Source organism: Paenibacillus pinisoli, from assembly GCF_003605435.1.
Classification (GTDB): Bacteria; Bacillota; Bacilli; order Paenibacillales; family Paenibacillaceae; genus Pristimantibacillus; species Pristimantibacillus pinisoli.
Map to the genome: position 1 here is coordinate 117,843 of NZ_QXQB01000004.1, position 24,225 is coordinate 142,067.

The 24,225-nt window shown below is 46.0% G+C and carries 24 protein-coding genes; 21 read left to right on the forward strand and 3 right to left on the reverse strand.

The window, feature by feature from the left end; all coding sequences use genetic code 11:
- Window positions 1-8 precede the first annotated feature (8 nt).
- The 8 genes from D3P09_RS17700 (at window position 9) to D3P09_RS17735 (ending at window position 11,945) form a co-directional block, all read left to right on the forward strand.
- Window positions 9-2,804, forward strand: a complete 2,796-nt coding sequence (locus D3P09_RS17700) for an RCC1 domain-containing protein (RefSeq protein ID WP_120112687.1) — start codon at window positions 9-11, stop codon at window positions 2,802-2,804.
- Between the two features lie 244 nt (window positions 2,805-3,048).
- The gene (locus D3P09_RS17705; RefSeq protein WP_165867485.1) at window positions 3,049-3,612 is read left to right on the forward strand and encodes an RNA polymerase sigma factor; all 564 of its coding nucleotides are present in this window, start codon (window positions 3,049-3,051) and stop codon (window positions 3,610-3,612) included.
- Complete coding sequence (locus D3P09_RS17710; RefSeq protein ID WP_120112689.1) at window positions 3,593-4,282, forward strand: DUF4367 domain-containing protein; 690 nt, start codon at window positions 3,593-3,595, stop codon at window positions 4,280-4,282. Before D3P09_RS17705 ends, D3P09_RS17710 begins: the two co-directional genes overlap by 20 nt.
- A gap of 258 nt (window positions 4,283-4,540) precedes the next feature.
- Entirely contained in the window at window positions 4,541-8,434 is a 3,894-nt protein-coding gene (locus tag D3P09_RS17715; protein WP_120112691.1) for an S-layer homology domain-containing protein, read from the forward strand.
- 139 nt (window positions 8,435-8,573) lie between these two features.
- A complete protein-coding gene (locus D3P09_RS17720) occupies window positions 8,574-9,533 on the forward strand; it encodes a sensor histidine kinase (protein WP_120112693.1) in 960 nt (319 codons plus the stop codon).
- Complete coding sequence (locus tag D3P09_RS17725; RefSeq protein ID WP_120112695.1) at window positions 9,487-10,182, forward strand: response regulator transcription factor; 696 nt, start codon at window positions 9,487-9,489, stop codon at window positions 10,180-10,182. Before D3P09_RS17720 ends, D3P09_RS17725 begins: the two co-directional genes overlap by 47 nt.
- A 79-nt stretch (window positions 10,183-10,261) precedes the next feature.
- Window positions 10,262-11,188 (forward strand): ABC transporter ATP-binding protein, encoded by a 927-nt coding sequence (locus D3P09_RS17730; protein ID WP_120112697.1) that lies wholly within the window; start codon window positions 10,262-10,264, stop codon window positions 11,186-11,188.
- Entirely contained in the window at window positions 11,181-11,945 is a 765-nt protein-coding gene (locus D3P09_RS17735) for an ABC transporter permease (protein ID WP_120112699.1), read from the forward strand. Before D3P09_RS17730 ends, D3P09_RS17735 begins: the two co-directional genes overlap by 8 nt.
- A 52-nt stretch (window positions 11,946-11,997) precedes the next feature.
- On the opposite strand, the gene D3P09_RS17740 is transcribed toward D3P09_RS17735, so the two are convergent.
- Window positions 11,998-12,465 carry a winged helix-turn-helix transcriptional regulator gene (locus D3P09_RS17740; RefSeq protein ID WP_120112701.1) on the reverse strand — a complete coding sequence of 156 codons (468 nt, stop codon included), beginning with the start codon at window positions 12,463-12,465 and terminating at the stop codon, window positions 11,998-12,000.
- Between the two features lie 81 nt (window positions 12,466-12,546).
- Here D3P09_RS17740 and D3P09_RS17745 point away from each other — a divergent pair, with 81 nt between their 5' ends.
- The gene (locus tag D3P09_RS17745; RefSeq protein WP_165867486.1) at window positions 12,547-12,846 is read left to right on the forward strand and encodes a YciI family protein; all 300 of its coding nucleotides are present in this window, start codon (window positions 12,547-12,549) and stop codon (window positions 12,844-12,846) included.
- 1 nt (window position 12,847) lies between these two features.
- The gene (locus D3P09_RS17750) at window positions 12,848-13,315 is read left to right on the forward strand and encodes a DinB family protein (RefSeq protein ID WP_120112704.1); all 468 of its coding nucleotides are present in this window, start codon (window positions 12,848-12,850) and stop codon (window positions 13,313-13,315) included.
- Window positions 13,316-13,422: 107 nt separating this feature from the next.
- On the opposite strand, the gene D3P09_RS17755 is transcribed toward D3P09_RS17750, so the two are convergent.
- Window positions 13,423-14,514 (reverse strand): phosphotransferase enzyme family protein, encoded by a 1,092-nt coding sequence (locus D3P09_RS17755; protein WP_243644289.1) that lies wholly within the window; start codon window positions 14,512-14,514, stop codon window positions 13,423-13,425.
- 321 nt (window positions 14,515-14,835) lie between these two features.
- Here D3P09_RS17755 and D3P09_RS17760 point away from each other — a divergent pair, with 321 nt between their 5' ends.
- The 8 genes from D3P09_RS17760 to D3P09_RS28355 all read left to right on the forward strand — a co-directional run bounded on the left by D3P09_RS17760 (window position 14,836) and on the right by D3P09_RS28355 (window position 18,839).
- A complete protein-coding gene (locus D3P09_RS17760; RefSeq protein ID WP_279387137.1) occupies window positions 14,836-15,144 on the forward strand; it encodes a PadR family transcriptional regulator in 309 nt (102 codons plus the stop codon).
- Window positions 15,141-15,488, forward strand: a complete 348-nt coding sequence (locus tag D3P09_RS17765) for a DUF1048 domain-containing protein (RefSeq protein WP_120112707.1) — start codon at window positions 15,141-15,143, stop codon at window positions 15,486-15,488. The genes D3P09_RS17760 and D3P09_RS17765 overlap by 4 nt, the downstream gene beginning before the upstream one ends.
- Window positions 15,489-15,500: 12 nt before the next feature.
- Window positions 15,501-15,851, forward strand: a complete 351-nt coding sequence (locus tag D3P09_RS17770) for a DUF1048 domain-containing protein (RefSeq protein ID WP_120112709.1) — start codon at window positions 15,501-15,503, stop codon at window positions 15,849-15,851.
- Window positions 15,852-15,864: 13 nt separating this feature from the next.
- Window positions 15,865-16,623, forward strand: a complete 759-nt coding sequence (locus tag D3P09_RS17775) for an ABC transporter ATP-binding protein (protein ID WP_120112711.1) — start codon at window positions 15,865-15,867, stop codon at window positions 16,621-16,623.
- A complete protein-coding gene (locus D3P09_RS17780) occupies window positions 16,624-17,394 on the forward strand; it encodes an ABC transporter permease (protein ID WP_120112713.1) in 771 nt (256 codons plus the stop codon).
- Between the two features lie 49 nt (window positions 17,395-17,443).
- Window positions 17,444-17,851: a MerR family transcriptional regulator gene (locus D3P09_RS17785; RefSeq protein ID WP_165867487.1), complete on the forward strand. Its 408-nt coding sequence runs from the start codon at window positions 17,444-17,446 to the stop codon at window positions 17,849-17,851.
- 63 nt (window positions 17,852-17,914) lie between these two features.
- Window positions 17,915-18,490 (forward strand): alpha/beta hydrolase, encoded by a 576-nt coding sequence (locus tag D3P09_RS28350; RefSeq protein ID WP_120112717.1) that lies wholly within the window; start codon window positions 17,915-17,917, stop codon window positions 18,488-18,490.
- Entirely contained in the window at window positions 18,477-18,839 is a 363-nt protein-coding gene (locus D3P09_RS28355) for an alpha/beta hydrolase (protein WP_279387134.1), read from the forward strand. Before D3P09_RS28350 ends, D3P09_RS28355 begins: the two co-directional genes overlap by 14 nt.
- A 131-nt stretch (window positions 18,840-18,970) precedes the next feature.
- Here D3P09_RS28355 and D3P09_RS17800 read toward each other — a convergent pair whose 3' ends face one another.
- A complete protein-coding gene (locus D3P09_RS17800) occupies window positions 18,971-20,122 on the reverse strand; it encodes an epoxide hydrolase family protein (protein ID WP_120112721.1) in 1,152 nt (383 codons plus the stop codon).
- 106 nt (window positions 20,123-20,228) lie between these two features.
- Here D3P09_RS17800 and D3P09_RS17805 point away from each other — a divergent pair, with 106 nt between their 5' ends.
- From D3P09_RS17805 to D3P09_RS17815, 3 genes are all read left to right on the forward strand, one after another.
- Window positions 20,229-21,083, forward strand: coding sequence for an AraC family transcriptional regulator (locus D3P09_RS17805; protein ID WP_120112723.1), 855 nt, complete (start codon window positions 20,229-20,231; stop codon window positions 21,081-21,083).
- 33 nt (window positions 21,084-21,116) lie between these two features.
- Window positions 21,117-21,686, forward strand: coding sequence for an SF0329 family protein (locus D3P09_RS17810; RefSeq protein ID WP_120112725.1), 570 nt, complete (start codon window positions 21,117-21,119; stop codon window positions 21,684-21,686).
- Window positions 21,687-21,899: 213 nt separating this feature from the next.
- Window positions 21,900-24,116 carry a 5'-nucleotidase C-terminal domain-containing protein gene (locus D3P09_RS17815; protein ID WP_120112727.1) on the forward strand — a complete coding sequence of 739 codons (2,217 nt, stop codon included), beginning with the start codon at window positions 21,900-21,902 and terminating at the stop codon, window positions 24,114-24,116.
- Window positions 24,117-24,225: the final 109 nt, after the last annotated feature.

Consider the following 24,225-nt stretch of genomic DNA (forward strand, 5'->3'; position numbering starts at 1 on the left):
GAAACCTTGTGAGAAAATATATTAGCTGCGTATTGTTGTTGTTCCTCGTGTGGAGCGGTGCAGTTCCGCAACTTATGCCTTTAGCCGCAGCAGACGGACATGCGTCGGAGCCCCCGCTAACGGTGCAGGCGATAGCTGCAGGCGGCAGTGCAATGCTGGTTTTAATGAGTGATGGAACAGTCAGATCCTGGGGAAGGAATACGGCTGGTCAACTGGGCGTTGGTTCAACGGGCAATCGAAATTACGCCTCGATTGTTGAGAACGATATGGGACAGCCGCTGGAAGGAATTGTGGCCATATCATTAGGATCGCAGCATGGACTTGCATTAAGTAACGATGGTATCGTCTATTCTTGGGGAACTAACAATATGGGACAGCTTGGGCGCAGCGGCAGAGCCAATCTAGCTGTGGCAATCGACGGGTTTGATCAGAAAAAGATCACGCAAATTTCCGCCGGCGATTCTCATTCTTTGGTTCTCGATGAAGAGGGACAAGTATGGGGCTGGGGGCTGAATATGTATGGGGAAGTCGGCAATGGAAGCGGTCAATTCACGATTAACCGGCCGGTAAAAGTGATGGCGATGCCAGGGGTCGAATTACAGGGCATTCAGGCTGTTGCGGCTGGACAATATCATTCCATTGCTCTAACCGAGCTAGGAAGTGTGATAGGCTGGGGAATGAACACTAACGGCCAATTGGGAGATGGAACGCAGAGCTCAAGGAGCTATCCTGTATCCGTCAGAGATACGAATGGACAAGATCAGTTAAGTGAAATCAAGCAAATTTCTGCCAATGGCTACTCTTCTTTTGCGTTGAAAACGGATGGTACGCTTCGAGCATGGGGAGATAATTCTACTAGGCAGTTGGGTACGGGAAATAATCAATTCTCCACAAGGGCTGTTGTGGTTATGGACCGGAACGGCGAGCCGATTGACAATGTGACCAGTGTCAATGCCGGTTGGAGTCATGTGGCAGCCATAAAAGGCGACGGCTCCTTATGGAGTTGGGGATCTAACGTTGATCATCAACTGGGCTACACTACAGAGGAAACATCGATCGGGCAGGCTGCCCAGGTAATGGATGCTGACAATGCACCGTTGAACGATGTCATTTCCGTAGTTGGAGGAAGCTATCATACAAGTATATTGCGTTCAGACGGCTCGGTATGGAGCGCAGGCAAGAATAGAGATATGGTTTTGGGCGGGAACAGGCCTGAAGGAGCTCAGGAATCGCTCCAGCGCTTTACCCCCATCACACTAAGCTCTCGAAGTCTATCGAATTGGACAGCGAATTCACCTCGCTTTGCGACAGCAGGCGAGACGGTCGAAGTGTCGTTCCAGCTTGCCGACAACAAAGGTAAGGCATTGCAGATCGGTACGGACGACGTTAGATTCGCAGCGGTCAGCGGTACGCTAAGCGATCCTGTGTATCAAGACGGAGGCATCTTCACAGCTGCTTTCCGGCCAGAGCAGGCGGGAACAGTAGAAATTTCGGCAACTGTTAACGGGGTGGCGGCTGTCTCCAAACTAACGGTGCAGGTTATTCCGGGTGTGCCCGATGCCAACATGTCTGTGTTGCGAGCGGTGCCTGAACGGGTTGCAGCGAACGAGACGAGCGGTTCCATCTTGCGATTGGAGCTTGTCGATGCATGGGGCAATACCATTGACGTGGATGCGTCCAGTATAACGTTCAGCACGACAAGAGGAACGGTAGGTCCAGTCCATAAGGTTGAGCCTGGTAAGTATGAAGCTCCGTTATTTTCGTCTGAGACGGGAAGCGCAGTTGCGAATGTAGAGCTAGACGGCGAGAATTTGTCTGGTTTCGAAACGGGGGTGTTCTTCTACTCAGGTTCACCTGATGCGATCCGTTCAACGTTGAAAGCAACACCGGAACGATTAATAGCTGACGGGAAGCAAAAAGCAGTTGTTCAGTTACAGGTGTATGACCAGTTGGGCAATGCATTGACCCAAAGTGGAGGGGCTGTAATATTTACGACTAGCCTTGGACAGATTGGAACGGCAACAGAAGCGGAATATGGGGTTTACACCGCAGAATTGTCTTCTGCGATTCCAGGCCTAGCCACTGTCAAGGCTATAATGGACGAACAACAGCTGGGGAATGCAGTAGAAGTAGAGTTTGTGCGTCTTCCGAATCCAGGGACGGGAACAGGGCCAGCAACAGGACCGGAATTAAGTCCAGACACAGATCCGGAAACCAAGCCTTCTGAAGAGCAGGGGGAGCAGCCCGAGGAAGAGGCTGGACAATTGTTGCGATTAACAGATATTACAGGACACTGGGCTCAAGAGGCTATTGCCAGAGCAGTGAAGGAAGGAATCGTGTCCGGTTATCCTGATCATTCCTTCCAACCTCAGAAACAAGTGACCCGAGCTGAGTTTGTGGCTATGCTCAGCAAAGCGCTTAATTTAAGCGGCAAAGCAGGGCAGCAAGCGCCCGAAGATGAGAAGTGGCCGGACTGGGCAAGTGAAGCGATTGGGCAAATGCTGGAACAAGGCATTATCCAAGGCTATCCAGACGGAAAATTTCACCCGGAACGCCATTTGACCAGGGTTGAAATGGTTGCCATTGTAAGTCGTGCTTTGAATTTAAACCCTCCAGCAGCTGCAAAAGCAACAACATTCAGGGATGATTCAGCGATCCCGGCTTGGGCGAAACCAATGGTCGCTGCAGCTGAGGAACAAGGCTTGGTAAAAGGACGCGAAGGCAATCAGTTTGCACCGGACGGAACTACCACACGGGCAGAAGCTGTAGTCTTGATTCTGAGAGTGAAAGATTTGAAAAATTAATTGATGCAGCCAAGGGGTCAAGAGTACGCCTGCTCTCGGGGAATAAGAAGATCTTCGATGAAGTGCTTCGAACGTACGAGCACGGCGTCTGTAAACTGAAGTTGAAAGCCGCATGAGCAGGCATACTGTGCATGCGGCTTTTTATCGTATGACTTTCGCGAGATCTTCATTTATCCTTAATTTTATAACGAAGTGCAGCGGAAAAAGCGCTCAGGCCGTCTAATTAAGTGGAGGTGATGATTCAGTGAAGCCGGCCGGCTCGATTAACAAGGATAAGTTTCCGAAAGATCCCTCTCAAGCGCTAGAGCAACTGATGGAAAGCTTCGGTTCAACGGTCATTTACACCGCTTATTTTTATACTGGAGATCGGCATCTTGCCGAGGATATCAGCCAGGAGGTATTCCTGCGCGCTTATCGCAACTGGAACTCGTTTCGCGGAGATAGCGCGGTCAAAACCTGGTTAACGACGATCGCTATCAACGTTTGCAGAGACAAGATGGGTGTACGGATGTTTGCGGAACAGCCGACCGATCCCAGCCAGATGGAGCGGGGACGGACAATCAACGTGGAAGAAGAAGTGCTTGGCAGATTGCAGAAAAGCGAGATTTTGCGGTATTTGCTGCGCTTGTCTTTGCCCTATCAGGAGGCTTTGTACTTATATTACTATCAGGACCTGAGCACAAGGGAAATTGCGAAAGCGACGTCGTCGCCCGAGGGTAGCGTCAGAAATAGACTGCACCGGGCGCGCGAGGCGCTGGCTCGGGAAATGAGCAAGGAGGAGATAGCCGATGAAAGGCATGGAGAGTAAATTGCGTCAACAATTGCGAAAGGAGTCGGATGATATGTTGTTCTCAGGATTAGAATTGAGCGATAGCGTTAAACAGAAAATAAGGAAGCAAGCCGCAGCGGAGCAGACTAGCCGCAGATTCGTTCTTCCAAAAGCCTGGCTTGCGGGAGCGGCTGGACTGATCGCAGCGGCCGTCATCATCGTGGCGGGATTGCCGATGATGCAAGAGCCCGCCGCAGTACCGACGCCAACGGATTCGACGGGAATCGTGCTGCCCGGAAACGGGGGAACCACAGGCTCGGAGCTGTCCCAATTGATTACGACTTCGTTCGGAACGGAGGAGGCAGCGAAAACGGCATTCGGACCTGGAGTGCTTGTTCCTCGAGTCGCCCCGAAAGGCTTCACACTGACTGAAATCGCCGGCGTGGGGATGAAGGGCCAGCCGCTCAGAGATTTGAACTTCACATACGGCTCGGGTGATAAGACAGTGACGTTCAGCGCGAGCCGCATGCCGGCAGCATTCCCGGCGGATCCCTTCACACTGACGGAAGTGGGCGGAGTAGACGCTTATATTTTCGAGCAAGACCAGTTCACGGAGCTGTTCTGGGTGGTTGACGGGATTCAGTATGGTTTGGCCGGGCCGATCTCTGGGGAAGAAGCAATGAAGGTCGCCGAATTGGTCGAGCCTTAATAAGTAGATGCGTTTAATTCAAGAGTTTAATGGAAGGCCCACCCGTCGAGGTGGGCTTTTTTCGTCTTTAAAAATATGCATAAGGATTTATAAGCTAAGGAGGATTTCGGAGGGGAATAAATTTTTTCAAGTCATTATTATAAGCCGACTTGCCTTGATACTATGCGGTTTTTGTGTTTTTTTGTCTCATTCTATCATTATTCTTTTATTTGGCTGTAATAAGCTTATGAAAAAGGATGAAGGAGAGGAGAAAGAGCAATGCGTAGGTCAAAAATGAAGATCATGGTCATACTATTAACAGCGGCCATGTTATGGAATGGCATAATTGGAGGGAGCTTGGGAAGCGGCAAAGCCTTTGCGGCGAATGAATTTTCAGGCAGCGGCACATCGAGCAGCCCGTATCTGATCGGAACAGCCGATCAGCTCAACCAAATCAGGGGTTCATATCTGAATAGGAATCTCTATTTCAAGCTGACAAACCCTATTGATTTGAAGACCAGCAGCTATAAGGATAACTGGACGCCGATTGGTGATAGATCGAATGCGCCTTTTCGGGGGAATTTCGACGGCAACGGATTTGTGATTTCTGGGCTGACGATCGATATGCTGAGCAATAACCTGGGATTGTTCGGCAATACCAGCATAGAGAGTGTTATTCATAATGTAAAGCTGGAAGATGTGAATGTTACCGGATTGAAATCGGTAGGCGGTCTGGTTGGCGCTAATAGAGGAAAGATCACAAACAGCTCTGTAACGGGTCAAGTGAAAGGAACCGATTATATAGGCGGTCTGGTTGGCCACAATGGTGTTACGGTTTTCAACGCGAATGCGATAATTGAACATAGCTTCGCTGTTGTGGATGTGAAAGGAGCGTATGGAACAGGCGGCCTTACGGGCAGCAGTACGGGAACAATCACGTCTAGCTATGCTACGGGCAACGTGGAAGGAGATTATGCAGTAGGGGGCCTAGCTGGTGAGAATGATGGATCGATTAGTTACAGCTACGCTACTGGGGAACTGCTGGATGGACAAAGCGTAGGCGGCTTGGTTGGCAGCAATGTTGGAGCAATTACCAGCAGCTTTGCCACAGGACGGGTGAACGGAACGTACTCTACGGGTGGTTTGACAGGCTATAATTATGGAACGATCAGCAAGAGCTATTCCACTGGTGATGTATACGGAGAACAGCATGTAGGAGGCTTGGTCAGCAACCTTGAAATTGCGGGATCGATCAGCGATAGCTTCACCACAGGGAATGTAAGCGGATCCTATTTTGTGGGCGGCTTGATCGGATATGATTACGCTAATAGTACAGGGGCGTATACCAATAGCTACGCCAGCGGGAATGTGAGCGGAATTGCTTATGTTGGAGATTTGAGCAGCTGGAACCTGGGGAATAATGTCGGCAGTCTGTACCTTGACGCAAGTATGAAAGGACCTGTTGCCGGGTGGGATTTTGTCAACCTATGGGCGGTAGATCCGCTGCGTAATAACGGTTATCCATATTTGAAGGATTTTCTGTTTCAACTGCAGTATGATGGGAACGGGAACACCGGCGGGACTGTTCCAAGCGACGCCACGTCGTATTTTCCGGGTGAAACAGCCAGTGTTTATGCGGGTCCAATTGACCTGACGAGGACGGGATATACGTTCAGCGGCTGGAATACACAGCCGAACGGGCACGGGAATAGCTATAGCGGATCTTTCCAGATCATGCCGTATACGACCTTGTATGCACAATGGGATGCACAAAGCTCTGCGGCCACATTGACTTCCGGTATCGGAATCGTCAGCGTGGGCGGAACGGCGAACGAAACGATAACCCACATTCCATATGGAACTTCACTAGCTGCATTTAAGCAAGAAATCAGGCCGGCAACAAATGCGACGTTTGAAATTTACGATGCAGACGGCACGACAGTGGCGACGACCCTGACTTCTGGCAAGAAGGTCATTGTAACTGCGGCGGATGGCATGACAAAGGTTACCTATACCGTGACCGTTATTGCTAACAATGAAAAGGATATTACAGCCTTCAGCTTCGCTGAACAGACTGGAGCAGCAACGATTAGCAGGGCTTCCCATACCGTTGTGGTTGAGGTGACGGGCGATACAGATGTGACCAGTTTGAAAGCCGTTTTCACATTATCTGATGGAGCCGCGGCTTCGGTTGGCTCTGTTGTTCAGGTAAGCGAAACGACGGCTAATGATTTTACAAATGCGGTCACCTATATGGTGACGGCGGAGGACGGCAGCACGCAGAATTGGACAGTCACCGTGACGAAGAGCAGCGAGAAGGATATCACGGCATTTGCAGTCATTGGGGTTACACAAACGAAAGCTGCAGTTATTAATACGATGGATCAAACCGTATATGTGGAGGTCGCCTACGGAACCAGCCTGTCCAGCTTGTCTAATTTGAAGGCAATGTTCTCCTTGTCTCCGGGAGCGACAGCCCAAATCGGCAACGTCGTTCAAGTGAGCGGTGCTACTGCCAACGATATGAGAACGCCTGTCCCATACATCGTAACAGCGGCAGATGGCAGTTCTCAGGAATGGATCGTCTCTGTCTACATTGAACCAAGCAGTGCAAAAGACATTACGGCGTTCAGCTTTGCTTCACAAACCAAGCCGGCAACAATCAATGCAGCTGCCCGCACGGTAGACATTGAAGTGAGCAGCGGCACGAATGTGGCTAATTTGGTCGCCGCTTTCACGTTGTCCTTATCATCCACAGCCAGGGTTAACGGCTTATCGCAAAGAAGCGGCATAACGTCTAACAACTTCACGAATCCCGTCATGTATGTCGTGAAGGCGGCAGACGGAAGTACACAGAGCTGGACGGTCACGGTGAGTGTACAGACAGTTCTAAGTAGTGATGCAACGTTAACTTCGGCAATAGGGACTGTTAGTTTAGGTGGAACAGCAAATGAAACCATTAAGAACATTCCGTATGGCACCACGTTAGCCGTATTGAAGGCAGCAATCACACCAGCGGTGAATGCAACGTTCGAAGTCTACGAATCAGATGGAGTAACGGCAGCAACAACACTAGTGACTGGCGCAAAAGTTATCGTAACCGCGGAGGACAGAACGACGATGGTGACATATACCGTAACCGTGAATAGTGCACCACCTAGCGGCGGCGGAGGTCCAATAATACCGACTGATACCAAAGTTAGTTCGACGGATGGGAGATTAACGATTCCGACCGGCTATACGGGCGAGATGAGTCTGGACAATGCAATTATCGTCACTGTCCCTGCAGATGCTGCCGACAAAGAATTGATTATAACTATTGAGAGAGTAACGGACACAGTGAAGCTTCTCGCGAATAATGAAGTTCTCGTTACTGCGATCTATGACGTTATAAAGAATATCCCTGAAGACCTTCATAGAGCGGCCACAGTTACTTTTACCTTTGATCCGGCTAGCTTGAAAAGCAATCAAAGGGCGGCAATCTTCTCTTATGATGAAACGAAGAAAAGATGGATTGAAATAACCGGTGGTCAAATTAACGGGAACCATATTTCGGTTAAGGTCAATCATTTTACGAAATTTGCAGTACTTGCTGTAAGCCAATCGACAGATGTGCCTGCCGATCCGACGGTTAAATGGAGTGATATTGCAGGCCACTGGGCAGAATCATCTATCATGCAAGCATGGAGAAATGGCATTGTTGCGGGTTATCCAGATGGTACCTTTAAACCGAATCATCCCGTGACTCGCGAGGAGTTTACGGTTATGCTGATAAAGGCGTTAAAGTCGCAAGAAGCAACTGGGGAAGCGGCTGTTCTTGCTTTCACCGATGCGGCGAAGATCGGCACGTGGGCGAAAAACGAAATAGCGCAAGCGTTGCAGTCAGGCTATATTACAGGTTATGAAGATGGAACATTCCGTCCAGATGCACCTATTACGCGTGCAGAGATGGCTGTGATGGTTGCAAGGGCGCTGGGTCTTCCGCTGCAAGCGAATGTCTCGACTGAATATGCAGATGACAGAGACGTACCGGTATGGGCAAAGGCTTCGGTCACCGCTATGAAGAAGTCCGGCTATATGGGAGGGAAAGGATTGAACCAATTCGATCCTAACGTTATGACGACAAGAGCAGAGGCTGTATCCGTTCTTCTGAAAGTGCTTAACACCATGTAAGGCTTGTACAAAAAAGAAGGGGCTTTCCCAAGTCATCATGACTGGGGGATGCCCCTTTCTTCATAATGTTAAGCAATAGGTAACCGTTTCTTGGTAAAATGGAGGTACCGCTTAACCATTTACGAAGGGGAGTAATCTTATGCTGTACATGGTTTTAATTGTAATAACGGTTGTTTTAATCCTTCAATCGGTTTACCTTGTGTATTACAAAAACCAAATTAAAGATATCGGCAACCAATTATCTTTTATATCAGAGCATCATTCATTCAAAATGATTCAAACGCAGATTAAACCAAAGGAACTAAATCAGTTAATCCATTTATGTAACGCAATGCTTCGTAATCAAAGAAAGCTGAACCAAAATTTTATTGAGCAAAAAGAAGAAATCAATGCCACCATTATGAGCTTGTCCCACGACATACGAACCCCGCTGACTTCACTTGACGGTTATCTTCAATTGGCGGAAAGATCCCAGAGCTCCAAAGAAAAAACAGAGTATGTCTTGATGGCTCAGAGCAGAATCAAGCAAATTATTACACTCATAGACGAACTGTTCCTGTACACAAAGCTGAAAAATCCTGATTACAATTTGGAGCTTAAACCGGTTGATGTGATCAAAGTGTTAAATCAACGTTTGTTTACATTTATTTACAATTTTTCGCGAATTGGCTATGAGCCAAACATCTCCTTAGCGGAAGCACCGCTTTATATAGAAGGAAATGAAAGTGCGTTGGAAAGAGTATACGAGAATATTATAAAAAATTACTTTTTGCATGGTGCAGGCGCTCTAAGCGTTCGTTATGAAGAGCAGCAGGACGAGGTTTTGTTTCATTTTTCCAATATGCAGAAGCGAAATCAACTGCTTAATCTTGATAAAATATTCACTCGTTTTTACAAAGACGATCCGTCGCGCCCTAATCAATCTTCCGGCCTGGGACTCTTTATCGTAAAATCGCTGATGGACAAAATGAATGGTTATGTGCAGGCTGACCTGAAGGATGACCAATTTTGCATTAGCCTGGCTTTTAAGAAAAGCGCAAAGGAGAATCGACATGTACATCGACACGAACCAGCCCAGAATTTTAATAGTCGAGGATGATGAGCATATCAATAATATTATTTTTGATGTGCTTCAAAGGGAAAGTTTCATATGCACGCAAGCGTATTCCGGAAGTGAGGGAATCATGAACGTTACCCGCCAAGCGTATCAGCTTATTATTTTGGATCTTATGCTGCCTGGTTTGTCGGGAGAAGATTTCATGCATCAATTAAGAATAAACTTAAGCATCGACACACCGGTTATCATCCTTTCGGCCAAGGACAAATTGGATCATAAGTTAAACTTGTTTAAGCTCGGAGCCGTTGATTATATCACGAAACCGTTCGAAGTGGAGGAATTGCTTGCCCGAATCCATGTACATCTAAAAAGAGCATCTCGAACAGAATCAGTCGCTCGGTATCGTCATAAAAATTTAGTTTTAAATAGTGAAACGATGAATGTAAAAGTCAATCATACAGATTTGAAGCTTACGAGACAGGAATACAAAATTCTTGAGTTGCTGGTCAAAAATCCTGAGCGGGTGTTTACAAAGCAAGACCTATATGAGCTTGCATGGGAAGATACATACATAGGTGAAGATAAAACCATTACAGTCCACATTAGCAATATTCGCAATAAAATAAAAAAGCATGACGAGGACACTTATATCGACACGATATGGGGAATTGGTTTCAGGTTAAAAAAATAATTTCTCTTTGAACATTCTTAATGATTTATTGACGATATGTTAGCTTCTTTTTGTTATTTTATTGCAAGGAGGTGTGAATATGTCTGAAGCAATTATTGAAGTTAGTCAACTTACCAAGCAATTCAAATCGAAAATAGCTGTGAATAAGGCGGATTTCAAAATAGGCAAAGGTGAAATTTTTGGCTTGATTGGCCAGAATGGAGCGGGGAAATCTACCTTGCTAAAGATGATTGCAGGTTTGATGTACCCGACATCAGGGGAAATTAAATTATTTAATCGTACAATGAAGGATAGTCATCCTTATTTTGAACGTATAGGCATACTCATTGAAAATGCAGGATTATTTCCTCATTATAATGCGTATGAAAACTTGGATTTAATAGCGATTTCCTACGGTTTGACTAATCGGAAAAGCCATATTAACAAGCTGCTGAAGCTTGTGGGATTGGATGTGTCAAACAAGTCCAAGGTAAAGAATTATTCAATGGGCATGAAGCAGAGGCTAGGGATTGCTGCTGCATTAATTGGAAGCCCGGATGTTTTGATACTGGATGAACCGATTAACGGGTTGGACCCGCAAGGCATTTCCGAGATTAGACGAATGATTTTGGAATTGAATAAAGCAGGGATGACCATTATAATTTCAAGCCACATTTTGGAGGAGCTATCGAAAATAGCGACCCAATATGCCATCCTTCATCAAGGAGAGGTTATTGAACACCATTCCAGGGAGCAATTGCTGCTTCAATGTGAAGACCGTATTGAAATTGAAGTGGAAAAAGCAAGCTGGGCTGTTCCCATCTTAGAGCAAAATTTGAACATTAATCATTACAAAGTGATCGGTGAGCATGTTGTGTATATATATGATTCCCATATTGAAACCCAACATATCATCAAGAGCTTAGTAGAAAACGGAGTAATGGTTCATTCCATCACCAAGCATAAGCAAAGCTTAGAGCAATATTTTTTGGCACGGACGGGAAGCGGAGGTGGTAGCCATGATTAATATTTTCAAAATGGACTTTCACCGTTTTAAAACAAATAAAATGATATATCTATTATTGCTGCTCTTTTTTGCATTTCAAATTTTCGGCATTTATATGCTAAAGAAATATGAGGAGCCCGGAGGAAACGGGGGGATGCTGATCAGCACGATGAATGAAAGTCAATTCATCCAAGTCATAATGGCTCAAACCCCATCGTGGATGCTGGTTTATATTGCGGTCTTCAGCGTTTATTTTTATATGAGCGAATATAGCTGCGGGTTCTATAAAAATTATATAGCTATGAAGAATGCCCGGATGTACTCCGTACTATCAAAAATTTTAATTACAGGTCTATTCACGCTTTGTATGTTCATCGTCATGTTCGTTGCGGATATGATCGGAAGATCGCTGTTCTTTGACCATGCAGCTCTTGGAGATGGGGGTTATTTAGCGAAGTTATTGATCGGACAATTTTTTCTTCATTGGGCATTTTCGATTGTAATCTTATGCATTTCCATCATTAGTAAAAGCCTGATTGCCAGCATTGTCGTTGGATTCCTTCTATCATTGAATGTTTTTGGAATGGTGATAAGTGCTTTCGAATCTCTAGTTGGTCAGGTTAATTTGTCTTCCTTCTTATTAGTCAATACGATCGTCAGCCCAAGAGATTTCCATCATATAAATGATCTTATGCACATAGCTGGCGTGGCGATTGTCTTCCTTCTTCTATTTTCATTTATTGCTGTCAGATATAAGATCAAAGAGGACTTGGGATAATCGTTAGGGCTGTTATAGATCCGAACTCTTGATTTGGGGAGTTCGGATTCCACTACATCTCCCCCAACTGCTCAACAACACTCCCATTACCAACAAATACGGATTCGCCATTTCGAACCGTCCTCCGAATAAGCTGAATCAAATTGTCCTTGTCCATCGGGATATTGGTTAATCCAGCAAAGGTTTCTGCGGTTTCGGGTTCATGCTTGGCTCCCCAGGCGGATAACTCCCACAGGACCGGCAACAAATCCAATCCGGCCTCCGTTAATGCGTACAAGTCTTTTCTCCGGTCAGCGGGATGGGGGCTCTTGGTAATCAAGCCCATTGTCTCAAGACGGGACAAGCGATTCGTTAAAATATTTCTCGCAATCCCTTCATCCGAGGCGAGGAATTCCCCGAACGTCCTCTTTCCTGCAAATATGATATCCCTGATGATTAGCAGTGACCAGGAGTCGCCTAACAGATCAAGAGAAAATGAGATCGGGCAATCCGATCTTCTTTGTGGTTTGGAATTTTGCATAGGGCCTCCCTTGACTTCATGAATTCATTATCATTATAATAAAATCAGTTTCAAAATGCAACTGAAATGGAGGGGATCCAATTGAGATTTATGTTGGTGTATAGAGGCGGTGTCGTTCCGGACGATCAACTTGATCAGAACATTAATGAACTATGGGGATGGCTCGACAATCTAAAGGAGAATGGGTACGAGAAAGTGCGTTTTGCGGGAAGCGGCCGTAAAATCGTTTCGCGGGATTCCATTAAGGATTACTCCGGAGATATATTCGGCGTTTCCATTATCGAAGCTGGATCATTGGAGGAAGTGGTCTCGTTAACCTCCGACTGGCCGGAGTTGCAATATGGGGGCAAGATTGAGATCGTAGAAGCGATAGGCGATTAACATGTCCGATACCTATATTCTGAATTTGTTCGCAGATCTTAGAAAACAAATATTGAGTGTCATAACAGGAATGTCAAAAGTTCAAATCGAACACATTCCGAAAGGCTTCAACAACAATCTCCATTGGCAAATCGGACATGTGCTGACGATAACGGATGATTTAATATTTGAGTTTTCGGGTGTTGGGGCAAGGATGCCACAGCACTATAGAACTTATTTTGCTTCAGGCACAAGTCCCTCAAGCTGGCCGGAGCAACCTCCAGGGATTGACACGCTTCTTAAGGAATTGGAGAATCAGATGGTGGAAATAGGCAAGAAGTACGACGGTCGGTTGGCCCAGCCTGTAGCAGATGAGAACAACTTTCTTCAAGCAAGTGTAATCGGCGAGCTTTTCCATGTTCTAATTGCCCATGAAAGCACACATCTAGGAATGATTATCGCGATGAGCAAGGTACTGCAGCATGAATAACAGGATCACGCGCAACTGTGGCAATCTGTGTTCAGCCATGCAAAAAAAGCGATGAGAAGAATAATATTCTCATCGCTTTCGTCGCAACCTACGGTACTACAAAAACACTACAGATCTCGTTTTACATACTCAAAAGGATGCTCACACGAATAAATTTCATCGAAAAATCCCCTATACGGGATATCGTCTTCCAGACATTTGATGCGATATGCCAATTCTTCGTCGCACTCCGGAGCCTCGCCGTTGTTCCGCATGACCTCGAATGAATCAACAATCCCTTCCATGAGGGTAATCTTTAAAAATAAAGGAAACTTATCCAACATCGAATAGTCGATGCTGGTCTCGGACTTGTAGCCCTCGATGACCGTTTCAAAATAATCATCCATAAACTTTCTGCGTTTGCCGGCATCCGGTTCGAATTGTACCCAGCCCACACCGCTCGTCCAGAGATCTGTTAATTCATACATATACCAGCCGTAACATGAATTATCGAAATCATATACCGTGATTTGCCCGTTATCAAAATCGATCGAATAATTCCCGTCGTTGAAATCAAAATGGAGCATGCCGAAAGACTCACGATCCATATCCAACCCTTCCAAGGTTTTCAGGAGCTCTGCCATCTTCTCCTTAAGCAGAGATAATGAATCGGGTATCAATTGATCGATATATTCCGCGTTATATTTATCAAAAAAGCTATACCGTCGTTGGACGGGCGTATAGCCCTTCGATATTTCGTGCAGCTTCCCCAAGACCTTCCCGCAATTATAAAAATACTCGGAAAGCGGTACGCCTTCCCGGTACCGATAGTGGTTTTCGACCATCATTTTTCCTTTGGCCTTTACGAACAGGCAGATAAAAAAGGTATGCTGACGATGGACGATCTCTTCCAGCAGCTTCCCCTTCTGGGAGCTGACCACATCGGAGACACTTCCGCCATGCTGGAATAAATAGCGGATATACTCCACTTCGGCGAGAAAATCCTCCCGGCTTCTGTCAGGCAAGAATGAGATTCGAAGTATAAATGCGTCTGCTCCTTCTTTCTCACAGGTAAAAACAACATTCCGCCCCCCGTCATGCGCAGGAATCGGCTTGAATTCATAGCCTTCCAGTCCATACAACTCTGATACTAACGGGAGCAAATAAGCATCACTGATTTGAACAACCTCGTTATGATTTATACAATCTCCTCCAATCAAAATGTGTTACAACAACTTCCCGCAAACCACCTTGTTTGACATGAATAATGCACTCCTTTCAGTTAGTTTATATTTTACCTAGAAATACCAACCAGCCCCTAGGTAAACTTTATGTATAATCATTTTTGTTGCGGAAGGACGCCTCAATGAAATCCAACCGTCCCGCAGCTAGCTTATTTAAGGACTGGCTTCCAAATTTTATTAATCACCTGTATTGACAAAGCCAGGTACTACGTAATACTATGTAGAGGTAGTAAGTAATACTTGATACCAGTGGTACAGAATAGCAAAGGGATGATTAGGTTGGAAAACTTAACGGAAATGCTAAAAGGCGTGCTGGAGGGCTGCGTTCTTGAAATTATTAGCCGCAATGAAACCTACGGCTATGAAATTACGCGGCAGCTGAATGCCCTCGGCTTCCAGGATGTAGTGGAGGGAACGGTGTATACGATCCTGATCCGTCTTGAAAAAAACAAGCTTGTTGAGATCGCCAAGAAGCCCTCCGATATGGGGCCGCCGAGAAAGTTCTTCTCGCTCAACGATGCGGGGCGCAGGGAACTAGAGAAGTTCTGGGAAAGATGGGGATTCGTATCCTCAAAAATGAATGAGTTAAAGGAGAACAGACCATGAACTTTTGGGAGAAAATTACGGGAAGCGACATGACCAAAGCATTTAAAGCTTTTGAAGCGCGCGCCAAAATGCTGCCGGCTGAATATCAAACCGCATGGGAAAGCATAAAAACCCATCTTTGGCCGCACTCCGATTTCACCGGGCGCAATCTCATGCCTATTCTTGACGGCGTGCTTGGCCTGCTTGAAGAGACGGCGGCGGACGGCCAGAGTGTCGGGGAAGTTCTGGGCGACGATATCAAAGGCTTCTGTTCAGCGCTGGCAGGCGAAGAAGGGGCAAAGTCTTACCGTGACAAGTGGCGTGCGCAGCTCAATCATAATATCGCCAAAAAATTAGGCAAATAGGAGGCACATAAAATGAGCATACAAGATATTATCCAAGGCAAAAAAGAGTGGCGCGCGCATGTGGCGCGTGTCAAAGCGCTCCCGCAAGATTATCGGATTGTGTATAAAGAGATGCAAAAATATCTCTTTAAGGTCGGGCCAGTGGAGCTGACCGAAGGGACGGGATTGCTCTCGGGGATAGTCGATCTTTTTGAAGAGGGCGCAGCGTCGGGAAAAGGCGTGCTTGAAGTGACGGGCAGTGACGTAGCGGCTTTCTGCGACGAACTCATCAAAGACTCCAAAACTTACGCTGAACTCTACCAAGAAACGGTTGACCAGAAAGTGAATAATGCCATGAAAAAGGCGATGGATAAATTAAAGTAATGGGGGAATCGGCATGGGAACAGCAATCGCAGTGAGAGGTCTGCGAAAGTCATTCAAGGACAAGGAAGTTCTGAAGGGCGTCGATCTTGAAGTGAAGCAAGGTGAGATTTTCGCCTTGCTCGGCTCCAACGGCGCCGGCAAGACGACGGTTGTTAAAATCCTTACTACGCTGCTTGCTCAGGATGGAGGCAGCGCCGTCATTAACGGCTTTGACGTCGCGTCAAAGCCCGGCCAAGTAAGGCAGTCGATCAGCCTGACCGGCCAATTCGCCGCCGTGGACGAGATTTTGACCGGGAGGGAGAATCTGATCATGATCGCAAAGCTGCGGCATCTTGATCATCCGCGTCTGGTGGCGGATAACATGCTGCAGCGCTTTGGTCTTACAGACGCCGCCGACCGCAAGCCGTCCACTTATTCAGGCGGTATGCGACGCAGACTGGACATTGCTTTGAGCCTTGTAGGAAATCCGCGGATCATATTTCTCGACGAGCCGACGACCGGGCTTGATCCCGAGGCGCGCATCGAGGTTTGGAAAATTGTCAAGGAGCTTGCCGACAGAGGCACGACGATATTCTTGACCACACAGTATCTGGAGGAAGCCGAGCAGCTTGCCGATGGGATTGCCATATTGCATGAGGGCAGGATTATTGCGGGCGGCACGCTTGAGGAGCTGAAAAAGCTGTTCCCGCCCGCAAAAACGGAGTTTGTGGAAAAACAGCCGACATTAGAGGAAATATTCCTCGCCATCGTCGGCCAAAAGGAGGAGAAGTAAATGGAGTCCGCCAAAAACTATTTTTTCAGCGATATGCGTGTCATGCTCGGACGCTCCATGCGCCATGTATTCCGCAGTATGGACACCATTATCACGGTCTGTATCACTCCGATTGCGATGATGCTGCTGTTCGTCTATGTGCTAGGCGGCGCGATCCAGACCGGTACGGATAACTATGTGAACTACCTGTTGCCCGGCATACTGCTCATTGCGATTGCAAGCGGGGTATCCTATACGGCGTACCGTCTGTTTCTGGATAAGCAGCGGGGCATTATTGAGCGGTTCCACTCTATGCCGATCGCGCGTTCCACTGTGCTATGGGGACATGTGCTGACCTCGGTCGTATCCAACGCCATTTCCGTTGCCGTCATTATTCTTGTTGCGCTCCTTATGGGCTTCCGTTCATCGGCTGGAATTCTGTCTTGGCTTGCCGTAGCCGGCATACTTGCGCTGTTCACGCTGGCTTTGACTTGGATCGCGGCGCTTGCCGGACTGTCCGCAAAAACGGTGGAAGGCGCCAGCGCGTTTTCTTATCCCCTCATATTCCTTCCGTTTATCAGCTCGGCGTTTGTGCCGACGGAGTCGATGCCGACGGTCGTCCGCGTATTTGCCGAAAACCAGCCGGTCACTTCAATCGTGTCAGCCATCCGCGCCTTGCTTGCCGAACAGCCTGTCGGTCATGAGATTTGGATTGCGTTAGCATGGTGCTTAGGGATATTGATCGTCTCCTATCTCTTCGCGATGCGCGCATACAAACGAAAAGCAGTTTAATAGACGCAAGCTTAACACCTTTACGGGTATGCACTGGAGGGATATAGGAATGCCGGTCTATCTGCGCGGGCAAATTGCAAAAATGGCAAATATAAATATGGAAACGTTAAGGTATTACGAGGAACTTGGGCTTATAACGTCCCCTCAGCGGTCAGAATCCGGATATCGTATTTATTCGGATGATGTGATAGCTCAGCTTACTTTTATACAAAATGCCAAGTCTTGCGGATTTACATTAAGAGAAATCAAAAAAGCGCTGACTAAGGCCAGCAGCGGGCAAATCACAATCGGTGACTTTATTCATGCAATCGAACAAAAAACGTCAAAAATTCAAGCTGAAATTGCCAAGAGGGAAAAAACATTGAGCATATTGGAAAAGCTGAAACAGGATCTGCAAATTGAAGATAAACAGCCAGAGGTACAGATGACGCTTCGAGCACTCCATATGGAATCTTAGTTTGACCTTGTATCATACTACAGGCTATATACTTTCGGTATTAAACCTGTAGGAGGAATCGATATGGAAAAAACGCCTAATGAACAGCTTGAAGCCATTAAAAGCTACCTAAAGCAAACTAGCAGATTTGAAAATAAATCCGTGGAACAAATTCGACGGAATATGTTAGAGGCTGTCCAAAATATTCCGAATTATTCGAATATTGAGATCAATAAGGCGGCTATTGGTCCATTAAGCGGGGAGTGGCTCATTCCGAAGGATCTTATTCCGGAACATGAAAAACGAGCCATTCTTTACTTCCACGGCGGAGGATTTGTAGCTGGAACATGTGAATTTTATAGGGATCTTTGTTCTAGAATTGCCATATCCAGCGGCATTCCGGTGTTGACCATTGACTATCGTCTCGCCCCAGAGCATCTGTATCCTGCTGCGAACGAGGATTGCCTGCTAGCCTATCGTTGGCTGCTTTCGAATGGATATTCTGCACATCATATTATTTTCGGAGGCGATTCTGTCGGTGGCAGCCTTGTACTTATGACCTTGCTTTCTTTGCGGGAGAACGGAGTAGATTTGCCGGCGTGCGCCTTTTTAATTTCGCCGCATACCGATCTCGTTCATTTGGACGGTGAAATCGTATAGGAGCCGGGCAGAGCTTGATCCGACAGGGAGTCTGGAGGGGAATCAAAGGATCTTGCATGATTATCTGGGAGGCAGATCGGAGGAAATACCATTACTATCACCATTGAGGATGGATTTGAAGCTTCTTCCTAGAATGTTCATTCAAGTTGGTGATCAAGAGGTGTTGTTAAGTGATTCCTTACGCTTCGCTGATCGGGCAAGAGCTGCTGGAGTCTCAGTTGAACTGGAAGTTTGGGACAATATGTGGAGTGTCTTTCATTTTCTAGCATACATGCTGCCGGAAGCGCAGCAGGCCATCACGCATATTGGTCAATTTGTACGAACCACGCTGAAGATTGAGAGCGAGTGAGCAGGAGAGCCTCGCTGTCGCTGCCCGTAAGTCTCCGCCAAATAGATAACAAGCAACGCAACCTGAAAGAGGTTGCGTTGCTTGTTGGCCTTCCGAGGTGAATGATCCCTATCGCTTCGATCGCGCGTGTCCTATAATTTGGATCGAAGCCCTCTATAAAAAGCACGAATATCATCAGCCAGCAGCTCCGGTTGTTCCATAGCCGCAAAATGCCCGCCCCGTGGCATTACAGTCCATCGTGCCAAATTCAGGTTGCGCTCTACCCATTGCTTGGGAGGCAATAAGACATCTGCTTGGAATAGGGCAATGCCTGTCGGCACATCGATGCGGCCTAGTGGCGGCAGAGAATGTGAGTTTTCATAATACATCTGTGCGGAAGAACCAATGGTGTTGGTAACCCAATAGATCATGATGTGAGTGAGCAGTTCATCCTCGCTAAAAAGTTGACTAAGGTCCCCTTCGCAATCGCTCCAGGAACGAAATTTCTCTATCATCCAGCTGGCCAGTCCTGCCGGTGAATCAGAAAGTCCATAAGCCAGAGTCTGCGGTTTGGTGGATTGTATGGACATATACCCGCTTTCTTGAGACAACCATGCTGCAGCCTTAGTTTTGTATTGCCGCTCTTCTTCAGTAAGGTCTTCTGAATCCTTGGAGTTCAGGAGACCTCGAATAATACCGACATCCGTCAGATGGATCCCAACCAGTCGCTCAGGATGGTTGGCCGCCAAGTATCTTATGACGCCTGAGCCCATGTCCCCGCCTGCGGCAGCGAATGTTGGGTAGCCTAAAGCTGTCATGAGCTTCGTCCACATCCCGGCGACGCGGAAGTTATTGATGCCGGGGGAGGCTGGCTGGCCAGAGAAGCCAAACCCGGGCAATGAAGGGACGATGACGTCAAATGAATCCTCAGGGTCGCCGCCGAAGCTGGCTGGATCGGTGAGAAGCGGTATAATCTTTTCGTAACGGAGGTAGCTGTCAGGCCAGCCATGAGTCAAGATAATGGGCAGGGGGCTCGGGCCTTTGCCGCGCTCATGTATGAAATGCACATTTATATCATCAATATTGCACATGTACTGGGCATAGCCATTCAGCTTAGACTCCTGCGCGCGCCAATCATAATGGTCCCTCCAGTACGAGACGAGAGATTGCAAATAGCCTAATTCAGTTCCGCGTTCCCAATTGGCGTTCTCTGACTGCTCGGGCCAACGAATATGCTGCAATCTGTATTGGAGATCATCAAGCAGCTCATCGGATACATGAATATGAAAACGTTCGATAGCCATAATCAATTCCTCCTTTGTGACTTGCATGCTCATTATATCCCTTGAACGGGTATGGTACACTGTTATATATGAAGCAATGAACTATACGATTTGATAGGTGATTACGATGCCTCAAGTAGATCGGTACAAACAGCGTAATGTGAATATTGAATTTTACGCAGTCGAGGATTGCAGCAAGCTGCCTTACACGGACCGGTTTTCGCTGATTTTTATTACCTATGGCAGTATGAAAGGGATATTAAACGGTCGCCCTATATCAATTAACGCCCCTGGCATTCTTTGTTTGACTGAAGATGATGAATGGCAGGTGACAGAGAGGCATGGGCTTGCTGCACAATCGTTTAATTTCGATCCCGAGTTTCTCATATCCGCCGTTCATGTCGAGACACAGGATCACTCTCCTGCGGCTCCAAGGATTCAAAATGGCCGACTATTTTTTCAAAGAGAAGATCCGAATCGGGCAGTTCCCCGCATAACCGAAACCGCATATCCGTCTTTGTTCCAGTGGTTTTTTATTCTGGGCACAGAAGTGCAGGCGCAAAGCGACGAGCGCTGGGCATGCAGAATCAAAAAGTATCTGATTCAAATATTGGGATTGCTGGAGGATTTGAATCGGGTTAGCCATCACTCACCTGTTGATGCCGTGTTAGATTATATTCACACCCATTATCCCCAAAAGATTTCATTAGAGGATCTAACGAAGTGCGCTCATATGAATCGTGTGACGCTTAATCAATTATTTCAGGAACGATGCGGCTGTACAGCGATCGGCTACTTGCTTTCACATCGTTTGAAGATGGCTTGTGATCTATTGACCCATACAGATATGAGTCTTAATGATATTGCTGGCGCGATCGGATTCCAGTATGACACGTACTTCATCAAGCAGTTTACAGCCAAAAAAGGCATGTCGCCGACATCCTACCGGTCCATCTCACGAAAGCTCGCCACTAATGTGTAGGAGCGCATAATAAATCAAACCTAGGAGAATATCATGTCTTGGAGCAAATTGAAGCAGCAATTGGAGAGCTTTCTCAGTCCTTCGTTGCAAGGGAAAGTGGAGTATCGCGCAACGGGCTATCGCTATGTGCCCGATAAAGCGGGGATTTGTTATATTGCGGTTGATAAAAAGAATATATTGAACATGAACGATGCGGCGACCTCAATCAAATGGTATGCATCGGAGCAGGAAATCAAAAGCGACTCAGGCATCGATATTCCGGTCAGCACCGAACAAATCGAAGCAGTCAGAAACGATACGGGAGGCAAAATTCCGGAGGATCGTCTCATCGTCATTGCGCGAAGCAGAAAAATAGCCGAATTGGCAAAAGAGCTTATGGCAGCACAAGCCTCGCTTAGCAAATCCAATTTTATAACGGTGGCCAATCGATTTTTGTCCACATCTATTGAGGAAAGCATCGAAAGCAAGGATATACTGTTGAATATCCTTGCTTTGATGGACAGGCGGGTAGGGAAAAAACGAATTCTGAACATGTCCGATAACATCAGGCTTAAGCACCCGGCCGTGCAATATTTTTATGAGTTGCGCCTTAGCACAGTCTAACCCGAGCTTTCAAAGTAAACATACAAGCAAATCAAACACGTCGTATTCGGCGTGTTTGATTTGCTTTTAATTACAGAGCAGGCATCTAAAATTCACTCTCCATTAAATATAACATATAAATCCAATATTGGATTTATAAAAATTATGTTGTGAAAAGTAATGCGTGATGTTAGAATAATCTTTAAATTCAGATTAATTAGGGGGCTAATTAGAATGAGTAATATTAAAAAAGGTATTGCAACACTTAGTATTGCGGTATTGATTTTTACAAGCGTTTTCATTCCGCAAGCAGTTGTAAATGCTCAAGAAGAAAAGGACGTACATATTACACTTCTTGCTACATCGGATATTCATGGTCGCTCTATGCCTTGGGATTACGCGACAGACGGACCCAATTTGACTGGGAGCTTAACGCAATTATATACAATTATCAAAAATATTCGTAAAGAGAACCCCAATACAATCCTGTTGGAAAACGGTGATTTAATACAGGATAATTCTGCTGAATTATTCAATGATCAACCAGAATCTCCGATGATGGCTGCTATCAATGAAATGGGCTATGAAGCTTGGACCTATGGGAACCATGAATTTAATTTCGGCTTGGATGTGCTGGACAAGGTTTCCAGTCAATTCAATGGAGCAAGACTTGCCGGGAATGTTTATAAGGAAAACGGCGAACGCTATTTGCCGGCATATACAATTATTGAACGTGAAGGTGTGAAAATTGGAGTTATCGGGATGGTAACGCCAATGATTACAGAATATGAGAAAGGCACAGACCATCTAAAAGGATTAGTCGTAAAAAATCCGGTAGAGGAAACGAAGAAAGCAGTTAAAGAATTAGAAGGCAAAGTAGATGTTATGATTGGTCTTATTCATATGGGCTTGGAAAATGAAAACGGTGTCAAAGGAACAGGCGTGAGGGACATTGCTAATGCTGTACCAGAGCTGGCGGCTATTTTTGCGGGTCATAATCATGTGCTGATTAATAAAGAAGAAGTTAACAGAGTTGTGATTACAGAGCCTAATCGATACGGAACGCATATTTCACGAATCGATTTAACATTTACGCGTCAAGGTGAGCAATTCACATTAAAAGAAAAAGATGCATCAACGATTCCTGTAAAGAACGAGGATGGGACATTTGTTGAGTCAGACAAAGGATTAGAAGAAACATTAACGCCATATCATGAGTTCGCACGCGCGGATGCGAATATCGAAGTCGCACAGCTAAAAGGAACAAATCTGGTTCCGAAAAACGAAATTAATGGTATTCCTTCTGTTCAAATTCAAGAAACGCCTCTATCGGACTTCTTCCATGAGGTCATGCTGCATTATAGTAAGGCAGACGTTGTTGCGCATCAGATTGATAACGACAAAGCAGCATTAAATGTAGGGCCTATTAAGAAAAAGGACATTGCATATAATTATCAATTTGCTGGCGGAGAAGTATCTGTCTATGAAGTAACTGGCCAAGATTTAAAGGATTATATGGAATGGGCTGTTAGTTATTTTAATAGCACACGCGATGGAGATGTGACGGTTAGCTTTGAGAAAACCAGACGCGCATCTAAATACAGTACAAATGACTTTTTTGGCAATGTAAAATATGATATTGATTTAACGGAGAAGCCTGGCAACAGAATAAAGAATCTCCGCAAATTAGACGGAACGCCAATTAAGATGGAAGACCATTTAAAGCTTGGTATGAATGCATATAGAATGGACTTTCTGCTGTCAAAAGGTCAAGCGCTTGAAGGACGTCAATTTAATATGATTTGGTCTTCAAAGGATGAAAGTGCTTATGGAGAAACAGGCGGTACAATCCGAAATCTGGCCATTCGATACTTGAAGGAAGAAATGAAAGGTGTCTATGAGCCAGTAACCCAAAGTAACTGGAAAATCATTGGCGTTGATACCAAATCGCCTGCACGTGCAGCTGTTGTTGAGCTAATCAATAAAGGTATTTTAGCCATTCCTGCATCAGAAGATGGAAAATATACAAATATCGCATCCATTAATGTGAAGGATTCAATTACAGGGCAAGAAAAAGAACAATTAGCGGCAAAAGCAAACGTGGATGCAAGCCAATTTGCTAGTGTTAAAACAACCGGAGAATTTTATCAGAAACTAGTGAAAGCACTAGAAAAGCCGACAGATAAGCCGACGAAACCAAGCAAACCAACACCAGAAAAGCCACAGCCGGAAAAGCCTGTTGTGACACAGCCCAAATTAACTAAAGGTGTCGTTACAGCTTATCACTTGAACGTTCGTTCCAATCCATCGAGCAAAGCGAAAATATATGGAACGATTTCAAAAAATACCGAAATTACGATTTTAGGCGAAGAAAAAGGCTGGTATAAGATTTCTTATAAAGGCAAAACGGCCTACGTTTATAGCCAATATGTAAAAGTTAACGGTAAGTAATAGGGAAGAAGCAGCCAATGATGAAATTGGTTGCTTCTTTTTTTAATGACACTGCCTGTACATATTCCGTTCATATTGCCGTAATAGAGAGTACATATCCGTCGTGTAA